Here is a 25839-nt window from a genome sequence, read left to right on the forward strand (position 1 = left end):
AGCAATTCGAGGAAAAGTGTGAAACGGTTTTCCGCCCGGAACTGCGTCAAAACAAAGAGTCGGCCGGCGCTCAGATATCCAGCACTTCCGTTGCGGCGAATTCGGCGCGTTCCTGGATGAAGCGGAAGCGGGCTTCCGGCTTGGTGCCCATCAGCGCGTCGACAGCATCCTTGGTCGCCGCCACGGCGTCGATGACATCGACCCGGAGCAGCGTGCGCTTCCTCGGGTCCATGGTGGTTTCCTTGAGCTGCGCGGCCATCATTTCGCCCAAGCCCTTGAAACGGCCGATCTCGACTTTGGCGCGGCCGGTGAATTCGGTGCGCAACAGCTCGTCCTTGTGCGCATCGTCCCTGGCATAGGCAACCTTGCCGCCTTGCCGGATCGAATAGAGCGGCGGCACCGCCAGATAGAGATGGCCGCCATTCACCAGGTTCGGCATTTCCTGGTAGAAGAAGGTGATCAGCAGCGAGGCTATGTGAGCGCCGTCGACGTCGGCGTCGGTCATGATGATCACGCGGTCGTAGCGCAAATCCTCGTCGCGGTATTTCGAGCGCGTGCCGCAACCGAGCGCCTGAATCAGGTCCGAAATCTGCTGGTTGGCGGCTAGCTTGTCGTTGCCGGCGCTGGCGACGTTGAGGATTTTTCCGCGCAGCGGCAGCACCGCCTGGCTGGCGCGGTCGCGCGCCTGCTTGGCCGAGCCGCCGGCCGAGTCGCCTTCGACGATGAACAGTTCGGCGCCCGCGGCGGCATTCTGCGTGCAGTCGGCGAGCTTGCCGGGAAGGCGCAGCTTGCGCACCGCGCTCTTGCGCGACACTTCCTTTTCCTGGCGCCGGCGCACCCGCTCGTCGGCGCGCGCAATCACCCATTCCAGCAGCTTGGAGGCTTCCTGCGGATTGTCGGCCAGCCAGTGGTCGAAGGGATCGCGGATGGCGGTCTCGACAATGCGAATGGCTTCGATCGTTGCCAGCCTGTCCTTGGTCTGGCCGACGAATTCCGGCTCGCGAATAAACACCGACAGCATGCCTGCCGCCGAGATCATCACGTCTTCGGAGGTGACGATCGAGGCGCGCTTGTTGCCGACCAGGTCGGCATAGGCCCGAAGCCCGCGCGTCAGCACATTGCGAAAGCCGGCCTCATGCGTGCCGCCTTCGCCGGTCGGGATTGTGTTGCAGTAGGAGTTGACGAAGCCGTCACCGCCGAACCAGGTCACCGCCCATTCCAGCGAACCGTGGCCGCCCTGCTTCTCGCTCTTGCCGGCGAAGATTTCGCGGGTCACCTGGAAATCATCGCCGAGCGATGCCTTGAGATAGTCCTTCAAGCCGCCGGGGAAATGGAACTCCGCCTTGGCCGGCGTCTGGTCCTTTTCCTTGATCAGCGATGGGTCGCAGCTCCAGCGGATCTCGACGCCGCCGAACAGATAGGCTTTCGAGCGGGTCATGCGATAGAGCCGCGCCGGCTCGAAGGCGGCGCCCTTGCCGAAAATCTGCTCGTCGGGATGGAAGCGGATTTTGGTGCCGCGCCGGTTGTGCACTTCGCCGAGCTGCTCCAGCCCGCTCACCGGAACGCCGCGCGAGAACCTTTGGCGGTAAAGCTGGCGACCGCGCGCGACCTCGACTTCGAGATGGTCCGACAGCGCATTGACGACCGAGACGCCGACACCGTGCAGACCGCCGGAGGTCTCATAGACCTTGCTATCGAACTTGCCGCCCGAATGCAGCGTCGTCATGATGACTTCGAGCGCCGGTTTCTTGAATTTCGGATGCGGATCGACCGGAATGCCGCGGCCATTGTCGGTGACGGTCAGAAATCCGTCGGCCGACAGCTCGACATCGATGAAGGTGGCATGGCCGGCGACCGCCTCGTCCATCGAATTATCGATGACCTCGGCAAACAGATGGTGCATCGCCTTGTCGTCGGTGCCGCCAATATACATGCCGGGACGGCGCCGCACCGGCTCCAGCCCCTCCAGCACCTCGATGTCGGCGGCGCTATAGCCCTCGCTGCCGTCCTTGGTCGCGGCAGGACGCTTCGTGGCCTGCACCAGCGGGTCGGCCGGGCGCGAAGGTGTCCGAGCCGGTTGGGGCTGCTTTTCCAGATTGCCGAAAAGATCGTTGTTGTCGTCCATGCCTACCATAGAATCCGGTGCCGCGAATCACCCGTCGATACTGCCACGCTTTTCGGCGCCAAGCGACGGAAGTTCCTGTTACGTTCGGGGATTAAACCCTTCTTATCCTAAAACCTTTCGATAACCAAGCCGGCGGAAATAGGTCCGTGCGGAGCGGCCGCGATTCCTGAATCTTTAACAAAGCGGCCTAGCGTAGCCTCAACAAAACAAAAGACCACGAATGTCAGGGGTTGGTTGTGAGGGGCAAGGCCATAACGATGATTGGCATCGCTGCCGTCTTCGGCGCGATTTCAATCTTTGCTGCGGATTTCTGGGTGAAAAGCCAGGCCAAGGCCGATGCCGAAGAGAAAACGGCGTCGATCCCGGCGCCCGCCGTCCCCAAGGTCGTCTTCAAGACCATCGTGGTGGCCAACGCGCCGCTGCGTTACGGCATGGAGCTTGACCGGGCGCAGCTCAGCGAAATCCCATGGTCCGAGGATTCGGTGCCGCAGGGCGCGTTCACCACAGTCAATGCGTTGCTCGCCGAAGGCAGCCGCGTGGTATTGTCGCCGATCGAGATCAACGAGCCGGTGCTGATCAGCAAATTGTCGGGGCCGAACGGCCGCGCGACGCTATCCAACATGATGACGCCCGGCATGCGGGCGGTGACAATCCGCACCGACGAGATCGCCGGTGTCGGCGGCTTCGTCATGCCGGGCGACCGGGTCGACGTGGTGCTGACACGCGATGCGGGCGAAATCCAGGAAGTGGCCAAGAACGCGCAGGGCGCTGCCGGATCGACCGTTACCTCCGAGATCGTCGTCTCCGACGCCAAGGTGCTGACCGTGGGGCAGGGCGCCGACGAGCGCCAGACCACACCGCAGATCGCCAATTCCGTCACCATCGAGGTGACGACCGAAGGCGCGCAGAAAGTGGCGCTTGCCCGCACCGTCGGCACCTTATCGCTGTCGCTCCGCTCGGCCGCAGACGGAGGGGCCGCCAAGGACGGCGTCACCACCATCTCGTCCTTCGGCGGGTCGGTCGCCTCCGGCGTCCAGGCCGCTGCCGGCGCGCTGTTCACTGCCGCGACCAAGGAGCCTGAGAAGCCGAAATTCAAGACGATCATCGTGACGCGCGGCACGCAGGTCGAAGAATACCAGGTTCCTGCGCGGGACCAGCAATAACTGCCGGTGGGGACCGGGCGAGGGGCGGGACAAATGTCGGGACTTCATGCATTTCGAACGACGAAAGGGCTGCGCCCAATGCGGGCGCTTGCGGTGGGGGCTTGCCTTGCCGCGGCCGTAATGCTCGGCCTCAGCGCGCCAGCCAAGGCCGACAACGATATCGTCCATGTCTCGTCGACAACGAATGCGTCGATCAAGGTAGCCAAGGGCAAGCCGAAGACGGTCATGACCAATGCCGCCTTCTACCAGATCGTCATCGGGGATCCGGAGATCGCCAACGTCAATCCGCTGACCGACAAATCCTTCTATGTGCTGGGCAACAATCTCGGCACCACCGGCATCGCGCTGTTCGACGAGAACAAGCAGTTGGTCGGCACCGTCGACATCGAGGTGACGCTGGACACCGACCAGCTGGCCAGCACCATTCGCGCCAGCGTGCCGGACGCCAAGATCAAGGTCGGCTCGGCCAATGGCCGCGTCGTGCTGTCGGGCGAGGCCGATGACGCGGTCGCCGCCGAGAAGGCAAGCAAGATCGCCAGCCGCTTCTCCGGCAATGAAGAAGTGATCAATTCGGTCAACATCTCGTCCTCGCAGCAGGTTCAGCTCAACGTCCGCTTCGTCGAGATCAATCGCCAGGCCGGACAGGATCTCGGCGCCAAATACAGCGCCAATTTCGCTTACGGCATTGGCGGGCGCGACGTCACCCTCGATCCTGGCACGGTGCCGGGAGCCGGCAATGGCGAGATCATCGGCCGGCTGCTGTCCAACGGCCTGTCGATCGACGTCGCCATCAAGGCGCTGGAGGAACGTGGTCTCGCCAGGCGGCTGGCCGAGCCGAACCTGATCGCCCGCTCGGGCCAGACGGCAAGCTTCCTCGCCGGCGGCGAGTTCCCGATCCCGGTCTCCGAGGACAATGGCAAGATTTCCGTCAGCTACAAGAAATACGGCGTCAGCCTCGACTTCACGCCGACGGTTCTCAAGGACGGGCTGGTGAGCCTCGACATCGCGCCGGAAGTGTCCTCGATCGACGCTTCGGCCTCCTACAATATCGGCAATATCTCGGTCCCGGGCTTTATCGTGCGCCGCGCCAAAACATCCGTCGACCTGAAGAATGGCCAGAGCTTCATGATCGCCGGCCTGCTGCAGTCACAGAACGACATTACCACATCGCGTCTACCCGGCCTCGGCAAGCTGCCGGTGCTCGGCTCGCTGTTCTCCTCCAAATCCTATCAGCGGCGCGAGACCGATCTGGTGATCATCGTCACCCCCTATCTGGTCAAGCCGGTCGATCCGTCGAAGAAGCTGCTCGAGCCGACCGACGGCACGCAGCCGGCCAGCAATGTCGACTATTTCCTCAACAACACCGAGGAAGTGAAATCGTCCGAAGCCAATCGTGCAGTGGCAATGGCCAGCGGCAGTACGCCACAGCCGGCCGCGGTCACCACCGTCGGGCATTTCCTCGACCTGCCGAAGGATTGAAGCCATGCGCGTGGAATCATGCATCGCCCTGCTGATCGCCGGCCTCGCCGGCGGCTGCACCAGCGACGACTATGTCCGCTCCGAGGGACCGACGATTGCCGCCGGCAACGCACAGGCCGCCAATACGGCCATGCAGATGGTCGATCCCTGGAAATACGGCGTCCAGAACACCAGGCTGCTGGTGCCGGCGCAGCGCAGTGAGGCGGCAGTCAACGCCGCCGACCAGGCTGCTGCTGCCAAGGCCGTGCAACCGACAGCGACAACCGATTGATTTGCCCCGGTGATTTGACCGGGAATGACCTGACAGGCTGACAAAATGGCAAGCGGCATCAAGACCAAGAAGATCCTGCTGGTGTCCAGCGACCGGACCTTTGCGCAGGATACGCGCACCGCGTTCGCGGCCTCGGAGGTGATCCAGCTTTCGACCGTCGAGAAGAACATTACCGAACTGCGCGGCGAGGTCCAGGAAGCCGATTTCGGCGCGCTCATCGTCGACATGGATGCGGCAAAGCTGGAAGAGATCGAGTCGCTGCAGCGCATCATGCGCCGGCTTGAAGGCCGCGTTCCGGTGGTCGTCGTCACCCAGGAATTCAACGCAGCCGCAGTGCGTATCCTGGTGCAGCTCCAGGTCGCCGATTTCCTGGTCAAGCCGATCACCACCGCCGATCTGGTGCGGTCGGTCGTGCGCGCGCTGCAAGGGCCGGGGCGCGAGGAAAACACCGAGTCGCAGATCTATACCTTCATGCCGGCCGCCGGCGGCGTCGGCACCACGACGCTGGCGCTGCAGACCGCCTTCCAGCTGCATCATTCGGTGACGCGCGGCGCGTCGACCTGCGTGGTCGACCTCAATTTCCAGCAAGGCGCCTGCGCCGAATATCTCGACCTCGAGCCGCGCTTCGACATCACCGAAATCGAGAACCAGCCCGAGCGCCTCGACCGTCAGCTGCTGGATGTGATGCTGTCCAAGCATGCGAGCGGGCTCTGCGTGCTGGCGGCGCCAACGCATCCGTCGGAAATGCGCTCGTTCAAGACCGATGTCGTGGTGCGCATGCTCGATCTCGTCTCGGCCTATTTCGATAACGTCGTCATCGACATGCCGCGCACCTGGTTTCCGTGGACGGAGACGGTGCTGCTCGGCTCCAACAAGCTCTACATCGTCGCCGAAATGACGGTGCCATGCCTGCGCCACACGCAGCGGCTGATCCAGGCGGTCTACGAGACGGCCGGCAAGGAAGTGAAGCCGAACGTCATCGTCAATCGTTTCGAGCAGAAGATGTTCGACAACGGCATCAAGCAGGCGGATGTCCAGGAAATCCTGGGCGAGCATTTCGTCGGCGGCATCTCCAACAATTACCGGCTTGTGCGTGAAGCGGTCGACCGCGGCGTGCCGCTGCATGAGATCGACCCGAACGCCAACGTCGTCAACGATCTGAAGAGGATCATCCTGCCGGAAGAAGCCGTGGTGACGCCGGAGAAATCGCGCTCGCTGTTCGGCATCGGCAGGGGCCTCCTGAAGAGGAAAGCCGGATGACCAGCCGCTTCTCGACCCTGCAGAACCGTGACGTCCGCGCGCTGAAGCCGGCCGAGGCGGCGCCGGTCGCGCATCACGCCGTGGTCATCCCGACGAACCGCAAGGCCTTGCCGCCGAAGCCGGAGACAACACCGGGAAAAAGCGCCAACAAGGTGCTCGATGCCCGCGTGCGCATCCACCGGCTGCTGCTCGAGGAAATCAACCTGGTCGCGCTGGAGCGCCTGCCCAAGGATGAGATGCGCCGGCAGGTGCAGGAGTTCGTGTCGGAAAAGACCCGCCAGGAGCGTATGGCGATCAACACCGTCGAACTTGAAGCACTGGTCGACGACATCGTCGATGAGATGGTCGGCCTCGGGCCGCTGGAACCGCTGCTCAAGGATCCCGACATCAACGATATCCTGATCAACGGCCACCAGAACTGCTTCGTCGAAAAGCGGGGCAAGCTGCAGCAGGTCCATATCCCGTTCAAGGACGAGGCGCACCTGTTGCGCATCGTCAACAAGATCGTCGCCGCCGTCGGCCGCCGGGTCGACGAATCGCAACCGATGGTCGATGCCCGCATGCTCGACGGCTCGCGCTTCAACGCCGCCATTCGCCCGGTCGCCGTCGACGGGCCGCTGGTGTCGATCCGCAAGTTTTCAAAGAACAAGCTCGGCCTGCACAAGCTGGTCGAGTTCGGCGCCATCACCCAGAACATGGCCGAGGTGCTGGCGGCTGCAGTCCACGCCCGCAAAACGACCATCATCTCGGGCGGTACCGGCACCGGCAAGACGACGATGCTCAACGCATTGTCGGCCTTCATTCCGGAAGACGAACGGCTGATCACCATCGAGGACGCGGCCGAACTGCAGCTGCAGCAGCCGCATGTCGCGCGCATGGAAACGCGCCCCGCCAACATCGAAGGTCATGGCGAGCTGAAGCAGCGCGACCTGGTCAAGAACGCGCTGCGCATGCGCCCCGACCGCGTCATCCTCGGCGAGTGCCGCGGCGAGGAGGCCTTCGACATGCTGCAGGCGATGAACACCGGACATGAAGGCTCGATGGCGACCATCCACGCCAACACGCCGCGCGACGCCATTTCACGCCTCGAGCAGATGCTGGGCATGACCGGCATGCCGATGACGGTGCAGTCGATCCGCAGTCAGATCGCCAGCGCGCTCGACCTTATCGTCCAGCTGACGCGACTGTCGGACGGCAAGCGCAAGGTGACCAGCGTCGCCGAGGTGACCGGCATGGAAGGGGACGTCATCCAGATGCAGGAGATATTCCGCTTCGTGCGCACTGGCATGGAGGCCGACGGCAAGATCCTCGGTCACTACGAGGCGACCGGCATTCGCCCGCGTTTCCTCGAGGACCTGCGCAATATGGGCATTGAATTCCCCGGCAAATATTTCGAACCCGGCCGGCCGCAGGAGTAGCCGGGTGTTCGAGAATTTCAGCCCGATCTATGTCGTTTATGCCGCGGCAGCGCTGACCGGCATCATGATCGCCGAAGGCTGCTATCTGCTCTATGCCGGCCGCAGCGACAAGCGCCTGGCTATCAACCGGCGCATGAAGCTGCAGGAAAACAAGATCAGCCAGGAACAGGTGCTGATCCAGCTGCGCAAGGAACGCGGCCTCGATTCCGGCACGTCATTCTTCTCGCCCGACCGTTTTCGCGCGCTGCGCACGCAGTCTGGCATGGTGATGCCCTTGCCGAAATTCCTGACGATGACGACGGGCGTGGCGCTGGCGATGATGCTCGTCGCGCTCTGGTACGGCCTGCCGCTGTTGCTCGCCATTTTGCTGTTTGTGGTGCTGACAGCGCTGCTGCCGGTAATTGTGCTGCGTTCCAAGCGTGCCCGGCGGGTGAAGCGTTTCGGCGTGCAGTTGCCGGAGGCGCTGGAATTGATCACGCGCGGCTTGAAGGCCGGGCATCCGGTTCCGGTGGCGATCTCCATGGTGTCGCGCGAGATGCCCGATCCGATCGGCACCGAATTCGGCGTTATCTCCGACGAGGTGACTTATGGTTCCGACCTGGTTTCGGCGTTGAATTCACTGTTTGATCGCGTCGGCCAGGAGGATCTGCCGCTGTTCGTCACCGCCGTTTCCATCCAGACGAGTTCGGGCGGCAATCTGCGCGAGATCCTCGACGGGCTGTCGACGACGATCCGCGAACGCGGCAAGCTGCGCCGCAAGGTGCGCGCCATTTCGACCGAGGGTCGTATGTCGGCCTATATCCTGACGGCGGTGCCGGCGCTGCTGTTCGCCGCCATCATGGTGATGATGCCGCAATTTTATCAAAGCGTCTGGGATGTGCCGAAGACCTGGTATCTGCTGGGCGGTTCGGTGACATGGCTGATGCTGGGCAACATCATCATGTTCAAGATGTCGAACTTCCGGTTCTGAGATGGAGCAGGTGATCCAGTTTCTTGCCTCGCTGGCGCCGACGTCGCTGATGCCGGTAGCCGCGATGCTGCTGGCATTGGGCGGCAGCGCGGTGGCATGGCCGCTGGTGGTGGCCAAAGGCGACCGCAACGATCTCAAGCGCCGGCTCAAGATCGACGACAGCAAGACTCCCCAACAGGCCGAGGTGGCGCCGAAGAAGAACCAGAGCGTCGTGCGCGAGAAGGCGGTGAAGCGGGCGCAGGAATTCTACGCCAAGAGCGATCCGGAAAATGTCGCCCGGCTGCGTATGAAGCTGATCCAGGCGGGCTATATGGAGCCGCGCGCGGTCGGCACATTCTTCCTGATCCGCTTCGCCTGCCTGGTGGGCGCAGCGATCGGCGCGTTCCTGGTCAACCATTGGATGGGCAGCGCCGATTCCACCGCGACCAGCCGCTGGACCTTCATCATCCTGTCGGGAGCCGCCGGCTATTTCGTGCCCGGCCTGGTGCTCAGCCAAAAGGTGCGGGAAAAGATGCGCGAATACCGCAACGGCTTTCCCGACTTCATGGATTTGATGATCGTCTGCTCCGATGCCGGCATGAGCATGGAGGCCGGCATCGAGCGCGTCTCGAAGGAACTGGCCAAGACCTATCCGTCGCTGAGCCAAAACCTGCAGCTGGTGTCGCTGGAACTCAGGGCCGGCCGCAGCCTCGACGATGCATTGAAGGCGCTCGCCGACCGCCTCAGCCTGGACGAGGTGCGCTCCTTCGCCACGCTCTTGCAGCAGTCGAAGGAACTCGGCACCAGCCTCGCCGGGGCGCTGCGCGTGTTCTCTGACGAAATGCGCCACAAGCGCATGTCGTTGGCCGAGGAGAAGGCACATGCCTTGCCGGCCAAGATGTCGGTGCCGGTGGTGGTGTGCATCCTGCCGGTGGTGCTGATGATCGCCGTCATCCCGATCATCGTCAAAATGACGGCGGTTCAGTAGATACCAAGGCAGTAGATACCAAGTGGCCGCCCGGCGGCTTTCTGCGGTTACTCACTTCAACTACGCTTCGCCTGGATGTCATATCCGGCCGGTTTGGCCGCTCTCCTTCGGCAAAGTCCGCAAAAAGCAAAATGAGTGAGCCGTCCATGCGAATAGTCTTGTGCACCGCCTTCCTCGGCCTCGCCGCGGCCAGTCTGTCGCCGGCCTCGGCCGCGGCCGACGATTGCGGCGACTCTGCCGCTCTGGTGCAGCAGGCATATCCCAAGGCCCAAAAGAGTGCCGATGGCGCCTCCTTCACGCTCGAACCTCATACCAGCATCGCCCAGACGCTTTGGGATGGCGATGCGCCATTCGGCGTGGTCTGCAAGATCTGGCCCGCCCATGACGACCTGTTGTTGGTCGCCGTGCCGCTGATCGACAGCTCCCAATCCAGCGACGACGGGCATTTCGGCGATGTCGAGCTTCTGGTCGTCGACAGGAAGACCCGGCAGGTGCGCCAGCGCCTGCTCCAGCCCGGGCTGATGACCGATGATGCCGTCGGCATCCGCGAGATCGACTTCGATACCGGGCGCTACAGATTGGCGCCCGATGTCAGCGCCTTCGGCCTGCGCATCGACATGGCAAACCATTCGCAGCCGAATCCTTACAGTGAAACCGACCTGCGGCTCTATGCCCTTGACGGCGGTGCTCTGCGCCTGGTGCTCGACGGCATCATCGTGGCCGGCTTTGGCGGCGAAGGCGACACCAATTGCGCAGGATCCTTTCAATCCAACCGGGTCAGCCTGGCGATGAGCCCGGCGAGACATCACGGCTATCACGACATCACAGTGTTCGAGCGGTTGGACACCGACAATCCGTCTGTCGACAAGAATGGCGAGTGCCAGTCCCATCCCGGCAGGTCCATGAAACGAACCTACCGGCTGCGCTACGACGGCAGGCGCTATCAGTTTCCGGCGGGGCTCAAGGCGCTGGAGCCGGAATAGGCTTCGGTTGGTTAATGGCTTCTGTGCCCGAAACCAAATTTTAGGCGCGTTTCCGCACTGAAGTTTAATCGCCCTGTTGTAGTCTGCTTCCTCAGAGAACGACCCGGTAAATCGGGCGATTGGGGCCAGGGGCATGCGTCACAGAAGTTTCACGGTAATGGCCGCGCTAGCGGCCGTCTTGATGGTCGGCGGCTGCACGACCGACAACGTCGACAAAACCAAGACCACATCGATCCAACCGGTGGCAAAAGACGTCAGCACCTCCGACCTTGCGCAAGGCAAGGCGCAGTTCCGCGAGGCCAATTACGGCCTTGCCGAACAGCATTTCCGCAAGGCCGTGGAACTGAAGGCCGACAGTGCCGAGGGATGGATGGGGCTTGCCGCCTCCTATGACGAACTCGGCCGCTTCGACTTCGCCGACCGCGCCTACGACCAGCTTTTGAAGGTTGCCGGGCGCAAGCCGCAGATTGTCAACAATATGGGCTATTCGCAGCTGCTGCGCGGCAACAAGAACAAGGCGAGAGCGCTGCTCATGGAAGCAAGGGCCGGCATGGCCGACCCGAGCGTGATCAACGCCAATCTGGCGCTGCTCAACAAGGGCTGAGACTAGGGACACTCGCGTGCCGAGCTTCGCGGGACGGCAGTCGACGCTTTGTAAACCCTGTCGGCAGGTTGCTTTGAAAACCGGCCGAAAACGGTATCTCCGGCCGGTTGCATGCCTATGATGCGCCACAAATCGAAGATCCCAAAGGTTGCCGCTCATCCATGCTGGATTTCAGTTCGCTATTGCTGGCGGCTGCGCTGTCGGGCACATGCCTGAGCGTCACCATGTTTGTGATCTGGTTCACGGCGCCGCGTGCACGCTTCGTGCTGACGGTGGCGTGCGGCATTCTCGTCCTTGTCGCCCACGTCATCGTCTTCTGGCGCTACACGAGGGAGCCCAGTCCCTTGCTTTGCCAGGCGGCGCTGGCGCTGCTCAGCCTCGGTTTCCTGGCGCTTTCACTTTCGGCCATGCAATATCTTGGTGTGCGAAATTACAGCCGCGCTGTCCTGCCGGCCATGCTTGCGATGGCTGTCTGCGCCGGCGTGACCTATCTCGGTTTCGATGGTGTCGGCTTCATCCTCACCTATACGACGGTAACAGTGCTGCTCGCCTCGATCGGGGTGATGTTCTGGATCAAGGGCAGTCAGGATCGCGGCATTCTGCTGGTCGTTTCGGCGCTAAGCGGCGTCTGCGGCGTATCCTTCGGGCTCTGCGGCGCCGTGCTTCTGGTCAAGGGCCAGTGGGTGCTCGGCGTCGCACCCGACAATTGGGCCGAGCGGTTGAATTCGGTCGTGGCAGTCGCCTGCATGACGGCGCTCGGCGCGCTGACGCTGTCGCTGCATCATCTGCAGGCACAGATCGAACTGAAGGCCGAGACCTTGACCGACCCGTTGACCGGTCTGATGAACCGGCGGGCTTTGAACTCGCTCTATCGCGAGCGCGTCTTCGGCCCGTTCATGTCGGTCGCCATGTTCGACCTCGACCACTTCAAGCGAACCAACGATGTCTATGGCCATCCCGTCGGCGATCGGGTGCTCTGCCGTTTCGCCGCAGTCATCAAGAAGTATGACAGGGTTGGCGTCGACGCCTTCCGGCTGGGCGGCGAGGAGTTCGCGTTGGTCATGTCTCGGATGACCGAAGACAAGGCCTACGATTTCGCCAGCAGGATCGGCGTCGCCTTCGACACGGAAGTGGTGCCGACGCCGCGCGGGCCGTTGCGCAGCAGCGTCAGCGGCGGCATTGGCTTTGGCAAGGAAGACGGCAGCAGCCTGGATGAAGTGCTGGCCGAGGCCGACCGGGCGCTCTACGCGGCCAAGAACGCCGGGCGAAATCGCGTGCTTGTCCTCAACGGCAAAGCCGACGGACCGGCCCTGCGCTCAGCCTGACAGGCCAGAGTGTTATTCGGCGGCGCCGAGATATTCCGACAGCGGCGGGCAGGAGCAGACGAGGTTGCGGTCGCCGGCGACATTGTCGATGCGCGAGACCGGCGGCCAGTATTTGGCCGCTGTATCGACATCGTCGGCGGGGTAGGCCGCTTCCAGCCGCGAATAGGGGTGGGTCCACTGGCCGGCAAGGGTTTCGGCCGCCGTGTGCGGGGCATTGACCAGCGGGTTGTCCTCGAGCGGCCATTCACCCTTCGCCACTTTCGCTGCCTCGCCGGCAATGGCGATCATCGCCTCGCAGAACCGGTCGAGTTCGCGCTTGGGCTCGGATTCGGTCGGCTCGACCATCAGCGTGCCGGCGACAGGGAACGACATGGTCGGCGCGTGAAAACCGTAATCGATCAGCCGCTTGGCGATATCGTCGACGCTGATGCCAGCGCTCTCCTTGAGCACGCGCGTGTCGAGGATGCATTCATGCGCGATGCGATCGTGCCTGCCCTTGTAGAGAAGCGGGAAGTGCGGCGCGAGCCGCGTCGCCACATAATTGGCCGAGATGATCGCCGTCTCCGTCGCCTGCTTCAGGCCGGCGGCGCCCATCATGCGGATGTACATCCAGGTGATCGGCAGGATGGAAGCGCTGCCGAACGGGGCAGCGGACACGGCATGCGCCGAACCTTCGGTGACATGACCCGGCAGATAGGGTTTCAGATGCGCCCTGACGCCGATCGGACCGACGCCCGGACCGCCGCCGCCATGCGGGATGCAGAAGGTCTTGTGCAGGTTCATGTGGCAGACATCGGCGCCGATATCGGCGGGCCGCGCCAAAGCAACCAGGGCGTTAAGGTTGGCGCCGTCGAAATAGACCTGGCCGCCATGCTCGTGAATGAGAGCGCACAGGTGGCGCGCGCCTTCTTCGTAGACGCCGTGCGTCGAGGGATAGGTGAACATCAGGGCTGCGAGATTCTTCGAATGCTCGTTGGCCTTGGCCCGCATATCGTCCATGTCGATATTGCCGTCCTCCAGGCAACGCACGACGACGACGCTCATGCCGGCCATCGCCGCACTCGCGGGATTGGTGCCATGCGCGGACTGGGGGATCAGGCAGATGGTGCGATGGCCTTCGCCACGCGAACGGTGAAAGGCGCGGATGGCGAGCAGGCCGGCATATTCGCCTTGGCTGCCGGCATTGGGCTGCAGGCTGACGGCGTCGAAGCCGGTGATCTCCGCCAGCCAGCCTTCCAGCTCGCCGACCATGGCGCGATAGCCGGCCGAATGGCTGGCCGGCGCGAAGGGATGGAGGTTGGCGACAACAGGCCAGCTGACCGGCATCATTTCGGCCGCCGCGTTGAGCTTCATGGTGCAGGAGCCCAACGGGATCATGGTGCGGTCGAGCGCCAAATCCTTGTCGGCTAGCCTGCGCAGCAGGCGCATCATGTCGGTCTCGGAGTGGTTTTCGCGGAAAACCGGCTGGGTCAGAAACTCCTTGCCGCGCGGCTTGCCGGGCATCGCGCCGGCCTCAGTAGCGCCGGACTTGGCGCCGAACAGGGCGGCGATAGCCTCGAGATCCGCCTCGGTCGAGGTTTCGTCGAAGGCGATGCCGATGCGGTCGGCATCGACGACGCGCAGCAGCCGGCCACCTTTTTCAGCGGCAGCGGCGATCGAAGCTGCCTTGCCCTTCACTTCGGCCGTCACCGTGTCGAAACGGCTTGAGCCGAGCACGGAAACACCAGCGGTTTTCAGGCCTGCTGCGAGGCCGTTGGCGAGCTCATGAATTCGGGCTGCGATCGCCTGCAAACCAGTGGGCCCGTGCCAGATCGCGTATGCGGTCGCCATGTTGGCAAGCAGCGCCTGCGCGGTGCAGATGTTGGAGGTCGCCTTGTCGCGGCGGATATGCTGTTCGCGCGTCTGCAGGGCGAGGCGATAGCCGGGACGGCCTTTGCTGTCTATCGACTGCCCGACGAGGCGGCCGGGCATCAGCCGGGTCAGCTTGTCGGAGACGGCGCAATAGGCGGCGTGCGGGCCGCCAAAGCCCATCGGCACGCCAAAGCGCTGCATCGCGCCGACGGCGATGTCGGCGCCAAGCCTGGCCGGCGCGTCGGTCAGCGTGAGACCAAGCGGATCGGCGATGAAGACGACCACGGCGCCGGTGGCGCGAGCCTTCTCGATCGCCGCCTTGTGGTCGCCATAGACGCCAAACGTGTCCGGCCAGGAGACCAGCAGGGCGGCGGTGTTGTCGTCGATGGTCTCGCCATCGATCTCGATGCCGAGCGGCTCGGCGCGGGTGCGCACGACGTCCAGCGTCTGCGGATGCGGCGTGCCGGCCAGCGCTACCTTGGTGCGCTTGTCGCGATGATGGCGCAGCGCGATGCCGACCGCTTCGGCCACCGCCGTCGCTTCGTCGAGCAGGGAAGCCGAAGCCACCGGCAGGCCGGTCAATTCGGTGACCAGGGTCTGGAAGTTGAACAGCATTTCCAGGCGGCCCTGGCTGATCTCGGCCTGGTAGGGCGTATAGGCGGTGTACCAGGCCGGGTTCTCGAACAGGTTGCGCTGGATGACCGGCGGCACGTGGACGCCGTGATAGCCGGCGCCGATGAAGCTCTTCAGCACCGTGTTTTTTGCCATGATCGCCGACAATTCGGCCAGCGCTTCGGCTTCGCTCGCCGGCGCGGGAAGGGTCAGCGGCAGATCGAGGCGGATCGACTGCGGCACAGCCTGGCTGATCAGCGTCTCGACAGAGGGAACGCCGATCACGGCAAGCATGGCTCTGACATCGTTTACATCAGGACCGATGTGGCGGGCCGAGAAGGGGGTAAGTGCTGCGCTCATGGCAATAGGTCCTGATATCAACCGATATGGGCTTTGTAGGCGGCCTCATCCATGAGGCCTGCGAGTTGGCCTTCGTCGGCGAGCATCATCTTCCACAGCCAGCCGTCGCCGGTCGCAGCGGAGTTGACCAGCGACGGGTCCGAGGACAGCGCGCCGTTGGCGTCGGTGATCTCGCCATCAACCGGCGCATAAACATCGGATGCCGCCTTGACGGATTCGACGACCACGGCGGTGTCGCCCTTACTGAGTTTGGTGCCGATTTGAGGCAGTTCGACGAAGACGAGATCGCCAAGCTGTTCCTGCGCATAGTCGGTTATCCCGACGGTGGCGATGCCTCCCTCGACGCTCAGCCATTCGTGATCTTGTGTGAAATAGGTTTTTGCCATCGGAATTATCCTTTGCGGTAGCGATGAGGAGTGAAGGGCAAGGAACTGATATCGACCGGGATTTTCGTCCCGCGAACGTCGGCGAACAGTTTCGTGCCCGGCTTGGCCAAGGCCGTTGACACATAGCCCATGGCGACGGGATGGCCGGCCGACGGGCCGAAGCCGCCTGATGTCACGTAGCCGGCCGGATCGCCGTCGGCATCGAACAAAGCAGCGCCGGCGCGCACCGGCTGGCGGCCGTCCGGCTTCAGGCCGACGCGCTTTTGCGACGGCCCGCGCTCCAGGATGGACCGCAGCGCATCGGCGCCGATGAAGGACCCGCCGGCGCGGAGATCTTTGGGGATCGCCCACATCAGGCCGGCACTCGCCGGATCGATCTCCGGCGTGATGTCCTGGCCGTGCAGGCACAGGCCGGCCTCCAACCGCAGCGAGTCGCGGGCAGCAAGGCCGATCCACAACACACGCTCGTCCTCGAGCAGTTTCGTGACCAGAGCGCGCGCATCCGCCTCCGGCAGGCCGATCTCGAAGCCGTCCTCGCCGGTGTAGCCGGAGCGGCTCATGAACCAGTTTTGCTTCGGCTCGATGCCATGCATGAACAAGAGTGAGCCGGTCTCGATGCCGGCGCGGGACAAGGCAGCCCAGGCTTCCGGCCCCTGGATCGCCAGGAAGACGCGGTCGAGCGCATCGACTTTGACGTCGAAGTCCGCGGCCAGCGCACGCAAATGCTTCTCGTCCTCGACCGCATTCCCGGCGTTGGCGACCACCATGAAGCGCTCGGCGCCGAGCCGGGTGACGATCAGATCGTCGATGATCCCGGCGGCCTCGTTGAGGAAGAAACTATATTTGGACTGTGAAATCTCAAGCGCGCCGGCATCGAGCGGACTGGCGCGGTTGAGCAGTGCCGCAGCGCCCGGTCCGCTGACAGCGAACAGCTTCATATGCGAAATCTCGAACAGGCCGGCATGTTCGCGGGTGTGAAGGTGCTCCTTCATCACGCCGGCCGGATAGGTCAGCGGCATCGACCAGCCCGCAAAGGCGCCAAAGCGTGCGCCGGCGGCGGTGTGCAGATCTTCGAGAGGAAGGTGTTTGGTGTCGTCGCCCGTCATGTCATCTCCAGAGTCGCACGCAATCGGCCGCTGCTGGCGACCAGTCCGTGCCCCTCTGTCTGAAGCCTGAGAGACTCGCGCAACCGGAACTCTGTCGGCGACGCTTACACCTTCGGCGCGGGGGCAAGCCCCGACTTTCCAGAGTGTCTTTCCCGTCTACGGTTCTTTTGCCTGAGAGATTTCGGGCGATTTCCCCTTCGGCGGCAGCTCGCGCTGCTCTCTCCCGCAAACAGGTAGGACTCAAAACTTAAGCCCTCGACGCGCCATCCATAGCTTGTCGGCGACACCTTGTCACCTGCCAGCGACACGTAAAGCGCGTCGTCTTTACAGTCTTCGCTAACCACGCCGTTTGCCGGTTTTTCAAGACAATGGCGATATTCTGGGCTGACGGTTTGGCCGGCAATTGCGTTGGGCACGGCGGATGGGGATTGACAGATGGGCGAACGGATCGGGAGCGCGCCGGTGGCGGGGCTGGCCTCGAAGGACCGCATCACGGCGGAAGATGTCTTGCTGCGTCGCGAAGTGTTCGCTGACGGCGTGGTGACGCGCGGCGAGGCTGAAGCACTGTTCGCGCTCGATGCGACAGCGACGGACAAATGCCCGCAATGGCCTGAATTCTTCGTCGAGGCCGTTACCGACTACATCGTCTACCAGGAAAAGCCGGCAGGCTATATCTCTGAAGACAATGCCGGTTGGCTGATCCAGACCATCTCGCGCGACGGAATGGTCGACAGTGTGACCGAACTGGAGCTGCTGGTGCATGTGCTGGAAAGGGCGAAATCATCGCCCGGCCGGCTCTCCGCCTATGCGCTCGAGCAGGTCGCCAACGCGGTGGTCGACGGCAAGGGACCACTGATGCTCGGCGGCGCGCTGGTTCCCGGGCTGGTCGCCAAGGCAGAGGTCGATCTGTTGCGCCGCATTCTCCATGCCTATGGCGGCGACGGTAACATCGCCATCACACGGGTTGAGGCCGAGGTGCTGTTCCAGATCAACGAGCAGACCGCAGCGGCCCACAACGACCCGTCCTGGAACGACCTGTTCGTCAAGGCGCTCGCCAATTTCGTCATGTGTTCGGCCGGCTACGAAGCGCCGACGCGCGATGTGGCGCTGCGTCGTGACAGTTTCTTGGACCAGGCCGAGCCCGAAATTGGTGGCTTCTTCAGCCGCATGGTGTCGGGCGGACTGGCCGGCATCATGGAAGCCTATCGTTCGCCCGGCGATATCGAGGCCGAATGGGAGTCGAAGAACCGTGCCGCCGAGGCACTCGCGCGCCGTGCCGAGACGATCGACGCCAGCGAGGCGAAATGGCTGGCCGATCGCATCGGCACAGACCGCCCGCTGCACGAGAACGAACGCGCCCTGCTGGCGCTCATCATACACGCGTCGCCGGAGATACATCCGGCGCTCAAGCCGCTGCTCGACAAGGTTGCTTAACCCGCGCCGTTTTCTGCGACCGTTTTGCAGAGGACGATATTGGAGTGTCTTCAGGCCAATCGCCAAGTTCGGCCACGCGCTCGAAACCGGCTTCCTCAGGCAAGCTCGGTTCGGTCGGAGTCAGATCGTGCTCGGTCAGAATGCGAGGCCTATCAAATCCCGCCATACCAGTCATAGCCATTGTCTTCCCAATAGCCGCCGTGGCCGCCGCCGATATTGCCAAAACTGTCGACGAGCTCGATCTTGTAGAGATACTTCGGCATCTTGTAGCCGAGCTGTCGTTCGACGCGCACGCGCAGCGGCGCGCCGTTTTCGACCGGCAGCGGCTTGCCGTTGAGGCCGTAGGCGAGGATCGTCTGCGGGTGGCGGGCATCGATCAGGTCGATGGTGCCATAATATTTGATTTCCCCGGAGAGGCTACGATCGATCGTGTCGAGGCAGTGGAACATGACATAGCGGGCCTGCGGCTTGACCACAGCCTGGTCGAGCACCAGCGACAGCGGGGTGCCGGTCCATTTGGCGATGCAGCTCCAGCCTTCGACACAGTCGTGGCGGGTGATCTGCGTGCGGCTCGGCATGTTCTCCAACTGCTCGCGGCTGAGCGACAGCGGCTTTTCGACCAGGCCCGTTACCTCCAGCCGCCAGTCGGCGAAATTGTTGGCGAGCAGGCCCTTGTAGGTGTCATCGTCGGGCGCGGTGACGCCGTTCGGCCGCTGCGGCTGGCGGATGTCGGCCTCGGTGAATTCCGGCGCCAGAGCATCGCGGCCGGCAAGCCAGCGTTGCGCGCGGTAGGTCAGGCCATTGGCGTTTTCGAGGAAACTGCGCAGGCCATCGCCCATGCCGAGCTGGCTGTCGAAGGCATCGCAGCCCGACAACATGATGCCGGAAACGCCGAGGCCGGCACCCGTTAGGAACTTTCGGCGGCTGATCGGGAATTTGGCCATCTCACGCACTCCTCTCGGTGTCGCCATGCGTTGGCGGATCGGTGCGGTACCAGCCGGTGATGATCGAGCGCAGTTCGTTGATCGGGCCGGCGGCGAGGATCATCATTATATGGACGATGAAAAAGCCGACCAGCAGCACCATCACCGTGAAATGGATGGTGCGCGCCGTCTGCCTTCCGCCGAGCAGTTCGTTGAGCCAGGGCAGCACCGAGTTCATGCTCGGCGACATGGCAAGGCCGGTGATGATCATCAATGGCAACAGCGCAAACAGCACGCCGCCATACGCCATTTTCTGCAGCGTGTTGTATTCGCGTGTGTGGTGGAACCTGAGCTTGGCGTGCTCGATGATGTCCTGCGGCAGCCGCTTGAGATCGTCAAGGCGCGGCGCCAGATCGCGGCGCAGATGGCCGTTGACCAGGCTGGCGACCAGCCAGACGACCAAGGTGGTTGTCAGTATCCAGGCGAAGAAGAAATGCACGACGCGGGCGGTGCCGAGATCGTAATAGGACGGGATTGTCGCCCAGGACGGGAAGGCACGCGAGGTTTGCTGCCCGGCCGGGCCAGACCAGCCGAGCACGCCTGTGGTGTCGAAGCGATGGCCGAAGATTTCGGTATAGCCGCGCGGGCCGGTGGCGGTGTTTTCGGCGCCGATGGCAAAGACGGTGTTGTTGTACTCGAAGCCGGATTGCTTGCCGATGTAGAGCTGGGGCCGGGCATTGAAGATCTGCAGGCCGGACAAGAGCATGAAGAACAGCGAGATCGCCCACAGCCAGTGCGTCAGGCGGGTCCAGCGCGATTGCCGGTAGATCAGCGTCGCATCCTTCGGTCCGGCGGCATTGGCGCCTGCGCCGGGCTGACTCATGGTAATGGTTTCCATCTTTTCCTCGCCTCCGGCTGCGCGATCCTGGGATGGCCGCGCTCGTCCTTGTCCTCCCAATACGTCGCTATCGAAAGCGATGTTTCATGCGGTCACGTTTTTATTACGGGCACGGGTTTATCGCGGGCACGGATACTCAATTGCCGAGGCTCACCGCGAGATTGACGACGGCGGCGACGATGACGGTGTTGAAGAAGAACGACAGGATCGAATGGACAAGCACCACGCGGCGCATATGCGAGGTCGTGATCGCCGTGTCGGCGGTCTGCGCGGTCATGCCGATCACCGTCGCGAAATAGAGAAAGTCCCAACCATCCGGCCGTTTGCTGCCGGGAAAATCGAGGCCGCCGACCGGTATCTTCTTCTTGGTTTCGGCATCGATCGCGTCGCCGTCCATCCAGTAGACATGCGCATAGTGGAGGGCGGCCATGGCATGGATGGTGAACCAGCCAAGCGGGATCGACAGCATGGCGAAGCCGAGTTCGATGGGATCGCGATCCTTGTGATTGATCAAAAGGAACAGCAGGACGATGGCCATGGCGACGATGCCGAGCGTGATGGCAAAGATGCCCAGCACTGGGAGGTCCAGTTCGCGCGCGTTCTTGCTGAGATAGCGGCCGGACAGCAGCGGCATCTTGGCGATGACGAGCGCGATGAAGACGACGAAGAACGCATCGGCGGCAATCGAAATCGAATAGGCAAGCCGCGTGGAGACGGGGAGCGATCCAATCAAAGGCAATACCGCGGCAAATACGACCAGACCGACGGCTAGCGACACAAAGAACTGCTTGTGCCGCTGCAAGGGGTTATTCGGCGATGTGTCGGCCATAGCCCGACCTCGGATGATGCTTCACGTCTGGTCGGGTGTGACGGATTTCAGAGCCCGCCGCAAGATACGGTCGAGCTCACCCAGGAAACGCGAGCGATCCTGTGGCGCAAAGCTGGCATTGTAGCCCTTGCTCTCGCCGGTTTCGCGCAGATGCTGCTTCAAATCGCGCATTGCCACCGCCATGCCGATGGTCTCCGGCGTGAACGGCCGGCCGGTTGGCCCAAGCACATGCGCGCCGAGCGCCACGGTGCGAGCGGCAAGCGGGATGTCGGCGGTGATCACGATGTCGTTGGGTTTTGCGTTCTCGACGATCCAATCGTCAGCGGCATCGGCACTTTTGGAGACGACGACATTACGGATCATCGGATCGCGCGACGGACGAAGGCCGCCATTGGAGACGTAGGTGACGACTACGCCATGGCGCTCGGCGACCTTCTCGACCTCGGCTTTCACCGGGCAGGCGTCGGCGTCGACGTAGATGGCGGGTGCGGGCATTATCTCTCCAAACGGACATGGGGCCGGCATGTTACCCGGCCCCATGCCAGAAATCTCGTACTGTCAGGCCGGCAGCGCGCCCGACTTCTTCGCCGTCCAGGTGGCTATGTAATCCATCAGGCCGGGGTTGAGACAGTCATAGGGCTCGAGGCCCATCGACTTCAACTGGCCGCGGATGCCGTCCATGCGCTTGGGGTCGACACCGGATTCGATGATCGACGAAACGAAAGCGGTAAAGCCCGGCGGTGACCAGCCGTCTTCCTGGAAGCGCTCGGGATGGATGAAGGACAGACCCTTGAACGGATGGTCGCGCTCGACCGGTCCGTGCATATGGACGCCGCAGCCGGTGCAGGCGTGACGCTGGATAAGTGCCGAGGGGTCGACCACTTTCAGCTTGTCGCCGTTTTCGGTGACTGTGACGTCGCCAGTGCCGGCGACCGCCACGACCGAGAACACCGCGCCGTCCGGTTTCCAGCATTTGGTGCAGCCGCAGGCATGGTTGTGGGCGATCTGGCCCTTGACCGTCACCTTCACCGGCTTGCTGGTGCAGGCGCAGACCAGCGTGCCGCCGGCAAAGCTTGCGCTCTCCTTTGGCAAGCCATTGTCGATTTTGGGATGCAGTTTCTCAGGCATTGTCTTCCTCCCTTGTTGAACCTGTGCAACTTCAGTCGCTGGCCCTTCGGTCGGCGGCTTGTTCTTCCTCCGTTTGGTGTGCGATCGGACGCAAAACCGGGCGCCACTTTTGCTGATCGCACTTAGTAAACGACGACGCTCCTGATCGACTTGCCCTCATGCATGAGATCAAAACCCTTGTTGATGTCCTCAAGCTTCAGCAAATGGGTGATCATCGGGTCGATCTGGATCTTGCCGTCCATGTACCAGTCGACGACTTTCGGCACGTCGGTGCGGCCGCGCGCGCCGCCGAAGGCGGTGCCCATCCAGGTGCGGCCGGTGACCAGCTGGAACGGCCGGGTCGAAATCTCCTGGCCGGCGCCGGCCACGCCGATGATAACCGACTTGCCCCAGCCGCGATGCGAGGCTTCCAGCGCCTGGCGCATCACCTTGGTGTTGCCGGTGCAGTCGAATGTGTAGTCGGCGCCGCCGATCTGGTCGGCGCCGCGCTTGGTCAGGTTGACGAGGTGAGGAACGATGTCGCCGTCGATCTCCTTCGGATTGACGAAATGCGTCATGCCGAAGCGCTCGCCCCATGCCTTCTTGTCGTTGTTGAGGTCGACACCGATGATCATGTCGGCGCCGGCGAGTTTCAGGCCCTGGATGACGTTGAGGCCGATGCCACCGAGACCAAAGACGACAGCAGTCGCGCCTTGCTCGACCTTCGCGGTGTTGATGACCGCGCCGATGCCGGTGGTGACGCCGCAACCAATGTAGCAGATCTTGTCGAAGGGCGCGTCCGGGTTGACCTTGGCGACGGCGATCTCGGGCAAAACGGTGAAATTGGAGAAGGTCGAACAGCCCATATAGTGGAAGATCTTGTCCTTGCCGATCGAGAAGCGCGACGAGCCGTCCGGCATCATGCCCTGGCCCTGCGTGGCGCGGATGGCGGTGCACAAATTGGTCTTGCGCGACAGGCAGGACGGGCACTGCCGGCATTCCGGCGTGTAGAGCGGGATGACGTGGTCGCCCTTCTTGACCGAGGTGACGCCCTTGCCGACATCGACGACAACGCCAGCGCCTTCATGGCCGAGGATTGCCGGAAACAGACCTTCGGGATCGGCGCCCGACAGGGTGAACTCGTCGGTGTGGCAGATGCCGGTCGCCTTGATCTCGACCAGCACCTCGCCTTCGCGCGGTCCGTCGAGGTCGACCTCCATGATTTCCAACGGCTTTCCGGCGGCGACAGCGACAGCGGCGCGGGTTTTCATCAGGCAATTCCTCCCAAGGCGATTGGTCTTCAGGCTTTCAGGGTTTTTATACTGTTTCAACACGATTTGGCGACCAAATATGGCGCAAATCTTGGCCCAGTCGTCGGCGAGCCCAACCTTCGCCCCTCGGCACGGGCCTGGCGGGCAGGGAGTGTCTTGATGGGTGCGCTGCCGGCGGTGCTTGAGCCCGGCTGCCGAAGCCCATAAGAAGGACGAAAGACCGAGGAAACGCCTTCGATGTTCACGAAAATCCTGATCGCCAATCGCGGCGAGATTGCTTGCCGCGTCATCAAGACGGCGCGCAGGATGGGGATTGCCACCGTAGCGGTCTATTCCGACGCCGATCGCGACGCCGTGCACGTCGAAATGGCCGACGAAGCCGTGCATATCGGGCCATCGCCTGCCGCGCAAAGCTATCTTCTGCCTGAAAAGATCATCGCTGCCTGCAAGGAGACGGGCGCGCAGGCCGTGCATCCCGGCTACGGTTTTCTGTCGGAGCGGGCCGCCTTCTGCGAAGCGCTTGAGGCTGAGGGCATTGTCTTCATCGGTCCGAAACCCAAGGCTATCAAGGCGATGGGCGACAAGATCGAATCGAAGAAGTTCGCCAAGGCCGCTGAGGTGTCGACGGTTCCCGGCTGGCTTGGTGTCATCGAAAATGCCGACCATGCCGAAAAGATCGCCGGCGAGATCGGTTATCCCGTGATGATCAAGGCCTCGGCCGGCGGCGGCGGCAAGGGCATGCGCATCGCCTGGAGCCAATCGGAAGTGCGCGACGGTTTTGACCGGGCGCGTTCGGAGGCCAAAAGCTCGTTCGGCGACGACCGCGTCTTCATCGAAAAGTTCGTCGTCGATCCGCGCCATATCGAAATCCAGGTGCTGGCCGACGCGCATGGCACCGCGCTTTATCTCGGCGAGCGCGAATGCTCGATCCAGCGCCGCAACCAGAAGGTCGCGGAAGAGGCGCCGTCGCCATTCCTCGATGCCAAGACGCGCAAGGCGATGGGCGAACAGGCCGTGGCGTTGGCCAAGGCGGTCGACTATCAGAGTGCCGGCACCGTCGAGTTCATCGTCGATGCTGAAAAGAACTTCTATTTCCTTGAAATGAATACACGATTGCAGGTCGAGCATCCGGTGACGGAGCTCATCACCGGCATCGATCTGGTCGAGCAGATGATCCGCATTGCCGCCGGCGAAAAGCTCGGCATCAAGCAAAGTGACGTCAAGCTGAAGGGCTGGGCGGTGGAAAGCCGGCTCTATGCCGAGGATCCCTACCGCAATTTCCTGCCGTCGATCGGCCGGCTGACGCGCTACCGGCCGCCGGAGGAGGGCACGTTCGGCGACATCGTCATCCGCAACGACACCGGCGTCACCGAAGGCTCCGAGATTTCGATGTTCTATGACCCGATGGTGGCAAAGCTCTGCACCTGGGCGCCGACGCGGCTGGCGGCAATCGACGCCATGTCGGAAGCTCTGGACAGTTTCGTCGTCGACGGCATCGAGCACAACATTCCGTTCCTGGCGGCGCTGATGCAGCATCCGCGCTGGCGCGAGGGGCGGATATCGACGGGCTTCATCGCCGAGGAATATCCTGACGGTTTCGCACCGATCGTTCCGGACGATGACGAAAAGGCAGTGCTGGCCGCGATCGCCACGGCGGTCGAGCTTCTGCGCCGCGACAGGCTCGACCGGCTGGGCGGCCGTCTGGCGCCGCATTCAGGCACGCTCAAGCGCGACTGGGTGGTGAAGCTCGGTGAGGACTATCTCCAGGCTTCGATCCTGGAAGGCATGATCTCCATTCCGATGGAAATCGATCTGTCGGTCGATGGCGGCAAGGCGCTGACGGTGGCGTCCGACTGGCGGCCGGGCGACCTCATCTGGCGCGGCACTGTCGGTGCCCGCAAGGTCACGGCGCAGATCAGGCCGGCGCCGAACGGCCTGCGCATTGCCTGGAAAGGCATATCGGTGACGGCGCGCGCCATGCTGCCGCGCACGGCTGAACTGGAAAGGCTGATGCCGGAGAAGGTGGCGCCGGACACGTCCAAGATGCTGCTTTGCCCGATGCCGGGCCTGGTCGTGTCGATCGCGGTTGCCGAGGGGCAGGAGGTCAAGGCCGGCGAGACGCTGGCCGTGGTCGAGGCGATGAAGATGGAAAACGTGCTGCGCGCCGACCGCGATCTTGTCGTGTCGAAGCTCAACGCCAAGCCGGGTGACAGCCTGGCTGTCGATGCGGTGATCATGGAGTTCGCCTAGAGATTGTTTGGAAATTCTACTCCGGCGGCCATCTGAAGGTGGTTTCTGCGCTTCCCGTGCTCACGGACCAATAGCCGCTGCGCTCCGGTTCTCGAAACCACCATCATATGACTCGCCAGAGCGAATTTCGAACAATCTCTGAGCCGTGCGGCTGGGTACGGAAGCCTGTGGTCGGTGGTCATTTGTGCTGGACTGGCATCGCCCGGTCCGGGACAATACATCTCCATCGACTCAAAGCCCTTCGAGC

The 25839-nt window shown here is 63.0% G+C and carries 22 protein-coding genes and 1 riboswitch; of the genes, 12 read left to right on the plus strand and 10 right to left on the minus strand.

Going from position 1 to position 25839, the window contains the following annotated elements; translation table 11 throughout:
* Window positions 1-70 precede the first annotated feature (70 nt).
* The gene (gene parE / locus X757_RS156660; RefSeq protein WP_023691142.1) at window positions 71-2125 is read right to left on the minus strand and encodes a DNA topoisomerase IV subunit B; all 2055 of its coding nucleotides are present in this window, start codon (window positions 2123-2125) and stop codon (window positions 71-73) included.
* A gap of 257 nt (window positions 2126-2382) precedes the next feature.
* Between parE and cpaB the strand changes: the two genes are divergently transcribed.
* The 10 genes from cpaB to X757_RS156610 all read left to right on the plus strand — a co-directional run bounded on the left by cpaB (window position 2383) and on the right by X757_RS156610 (window position 12565).
* On the plus strand, window positions 2383-3288 hold the full coding sequence (gene cpaB / locus X757_RS156655; RefSeq protein WP_023681601.1) for a Flp pilus assembly protein CpaB: 906 nt from the start codon (window positions 2383-2385) through the stop codon (window positions 3286-3288).
* A gap of 78 nt (window positions 3289-3366) precedes the next feature.
* Entirely contained in the window at window positions 3367-4767 is a 1401-nt protein-coding gene (locus X757_RS156650) for a type II and III secretion system protein family protein (protein WP_031251186.1), read from the plus strand.
* A 4-nt stretch (window positions 4768-4771) separates the two neighbouring features.
* Complete coding sequence (locus tag X757_RS156645) at window positions 4772-5038, plus strand: hypothetical protein (RefSeq protein ID WP_023667602.1); 267 nt, start codon at window positions 4772-4774, stop codon at window positions 5036-5038.
* A gap of 45 nt (window positions 5039-5083) precedes the next feature.
* A complete protein-coding gene (locus X757_RS156640) occupies window positions 5084-6298 on the plus strand; it encodes a CpaE family protein (RefSeq protein WP_023667601.1) in 1215 nt (404 codons plus the stop codon).
* Entirely contained in the window at window positions 6295-7716 is a 1422-nt protein-coding gene (locus X757_RS156635) for a CpaF family protein (protein ID WP_023667600.1), read from the plus strand. Before X757_RS156640 ends, X757_RS156635 begins: the two co-directional genes overlap by 4 nt.
* A 4-nt stretch (window positions 7717-7720) precedes the next feature.
* On the plus strand, window positions 7721-8686 hold the full coding sequence (locus X757_RS156630; protein ID WP_023688292.1) for a type II secretion system F family protein: 966 nt from the start codon (window positions 7721-7723) through the stop codon (window positions 8684-8686).
* Between the two features lies 1 nt (window position 8687).
* Window positions 8688-9653 (plus strand): type II secretion system F family protein, encoded by a 966-nt coding sequence (locus tag X757_RS156625; protein ID WP_023725707.1) that lies wholly within the window; start codon window positions 8688-8690, stop codon window positions 9651-9653.
* Window positions 9584-10636 (plus strand): hypothetical protein, encoded by a 1053-nt coding sequence (locus X757_RS156620; protein WP_245261854.1) that lies wholly within the window; start codon window positions 9584-9586, stop codon window positions 10634-10636. Before X757_RS156625 ends, X757_RS156620 begins: the two co-directional genes overlap by 70 nt.
* 133 nt (window positions 10637-10769) lie before the next feature.
* Complete coding sequence (locus X757_RS156615; protein WP_023704531.1) at window positions 10770-11240, plus strand: hypothetical protein; 471 nt, start codon at window positions 10770-10772, stop codon at window positions 11238-11240.
* 161 nt (window positions 11241-11401) lie between these two features.
* Window positions 11402-12565 (plus strand): GGDEF domain-containing protein, encoded by a 1164-nt coding sequence (locus tag X757_RS156610; RefSeq protein ID WP_023725709.1) that lies wholly within the window; start codon window positions 11402-11404, stop codon window positions 12563-12565.
* Window positions 12566-12577: 12 nt separating this feature from the next.
* Here X757_RS156610 and gcvP read toward each other — a convergent pair whose 3' ends face one another.
* From gcvP to gcvT, 3 genes are read right to left on the minus strand one after another with little or no spacing between them, the layout of a single operon-like run.
* The gene (gene gcvP / locus X757_RS156605; protein WP_023725710.1) at window positions 12578-15388 is read right to left on the minus strand and encodes an aminomethyl-transferring glycine dehydrogenase; all 2811 of its coding nucleotides are present in this window, start codon (window positions 15386-15388) and stop codon (window positions 12578-12580) included.
* A gap of 17 nt (window positions 15389-15405) precedes the next feature.
* On the minus strand, window positions 15406-15774 hold the full coding sequence (gene gcvH / locus X757_RS156600) for a glycine cleavage system protein GcvH (RefSeq protein ID WP_023725711.1): 369 nt from the start codon (window positions 15772-15774) through the stop codon (window positions 15406-15408).
* A gap of 5 nt (window positions 15775-15779) precedes the next feature.
* On the minus strand, window positions 15780-16880 hold the full coding sequence (gene gcvT / locus X757_RS156595) for a glycine cleavage system aminomethyltransferase GcvT (RefSeq protein WP_023725712.1): 1101 nt from the start codon (window positions 16878-16880) through the stop codon (window positions 15780-15782).
* Between the two features lie 149 nt (window positions 16881-17029).
* Window positions 17030-17116: riboswitch (glycine riboswitch) on the minus strand.
* Window positions 17117-17315: 199 nt separating this feature from the next.
* On the opposite strand from gcvT, the gene X757_RS156590 reads away from it, so the two are divergent.
* The gene (locus X757_RS156590) at window positions 17316-18314 is read left to right on the plus strand and encodes a hypothetical protein (protein WP_023725713.1); all 999 of its coding nucleotides are present in this window, start codon (window positions 17316-17318) and stop codon (window positions 18312-18314) included.
* 152 nt (window positions 18315-18466) lie between these two features.
* Here X757_RS156590 and X757_RS156585 read toward each other — a convergent pair whose 3' ends face one another.
* From X757_RS156585 to X757_RS156560, 6 genes are all read right to left on the minus strand, one after another.
* Window positions 18467-19258: a molybdopterin-binding protein gene (locus tag X757_RS156585; protein ID WP_023725714.1), complete on the minus strand. Its 792-nt coding sequence runs from the start codon at window positions 19256-19258 to the stop codon at window positions 18467-18469.
* A 1-nt stretch (window position 19259) separates the two neighbouring features.
* Complete coding sequence (locus X757_RS156580; RefSeq protein ID WP_245275045.1) at window positions 19260-20120, minus strand: cytochrome b/b6 domain-containing protein; 861 nt, start codon at window positions 20118-20120, stop codon at window positions 19260-19262.
* 151 nt (window positions 20121-20271) lie between these two features.
* Window positions 20272-20964, minus strand: coding sequence for a DUF1345 domain-containing protein (locus tag X757_RS156575; RefSeq protein ID WP_023704537.1), 693 nt, complete (start codon window positions 20962-20964; stop codon window positions 20272-20274).
* Between the two features lie 21 nt (window positions 20965-20985).
* Window positions 20986-21459, minus strand: coding sequence for a YaiI/YqxD family protein (locus tag X757_RS156570; protein WP_023695438.1), 474 nt, complete (start codon window positions 21457-21459; stop codon window positions 20986-20988).
* Window positions 21460-21522: 63 nt separating this feature from the next.
* Window positions 21523-22092, minus strand: a complete 570-nt coding sequence (gene gfa, locus X757_RS156565) for an S-(hydroxymethyl)glutathione synthase (RefSeq protein ID WP_023725716.1) — start codon at window positions 22090-22092, stop codon at window positions 21523-21525.
* A gap of 122 nt (window positions 22093-22214) precedes the next feature.
* The gene (locus X757_RS156560; protein WP_023725717.1) at window positions 22215-23342 is read right to left on the minus strand and encodes an S-(hydroxymethyl)glutathione dehydrogenase/class III alcohol dehydrogenase; all 1128 of its coding nucleotides are present in this window, start codon (window positions 23340-23342) and stop codon (window positions 22215-22217) included.
* 237 nt (window positions 23343-23579) lie between these two features.
* On the opposite strand from X757_RS156560, the gene X757_RS156555 reads away from it, so the two are divergent.
* A complete protein-coding gene (locus tag X757_RS156555) occupies window positions 23580-25592 on the plus strand; it encodes an acetyl/propionyl/methylcrotonyl-CoA carboxylase subunit alpha (protein ID WP_023725718.1) in 2013 nt (670 codons plus the stop codon).
* Window positions 25593-25839: the final 247 nt, after the last annotated feature.

The sequence above is a fragment of the Mesorhizobium sp. LSHC412B00 genome, assembly GCF_000503035.1.
Classification (GTDB): domain Bacteria; phylum Pseudomonadota; class Alphaproteobacteria; order Rhizobiales; family Rhizobiaceae; genus Mesorhizobium.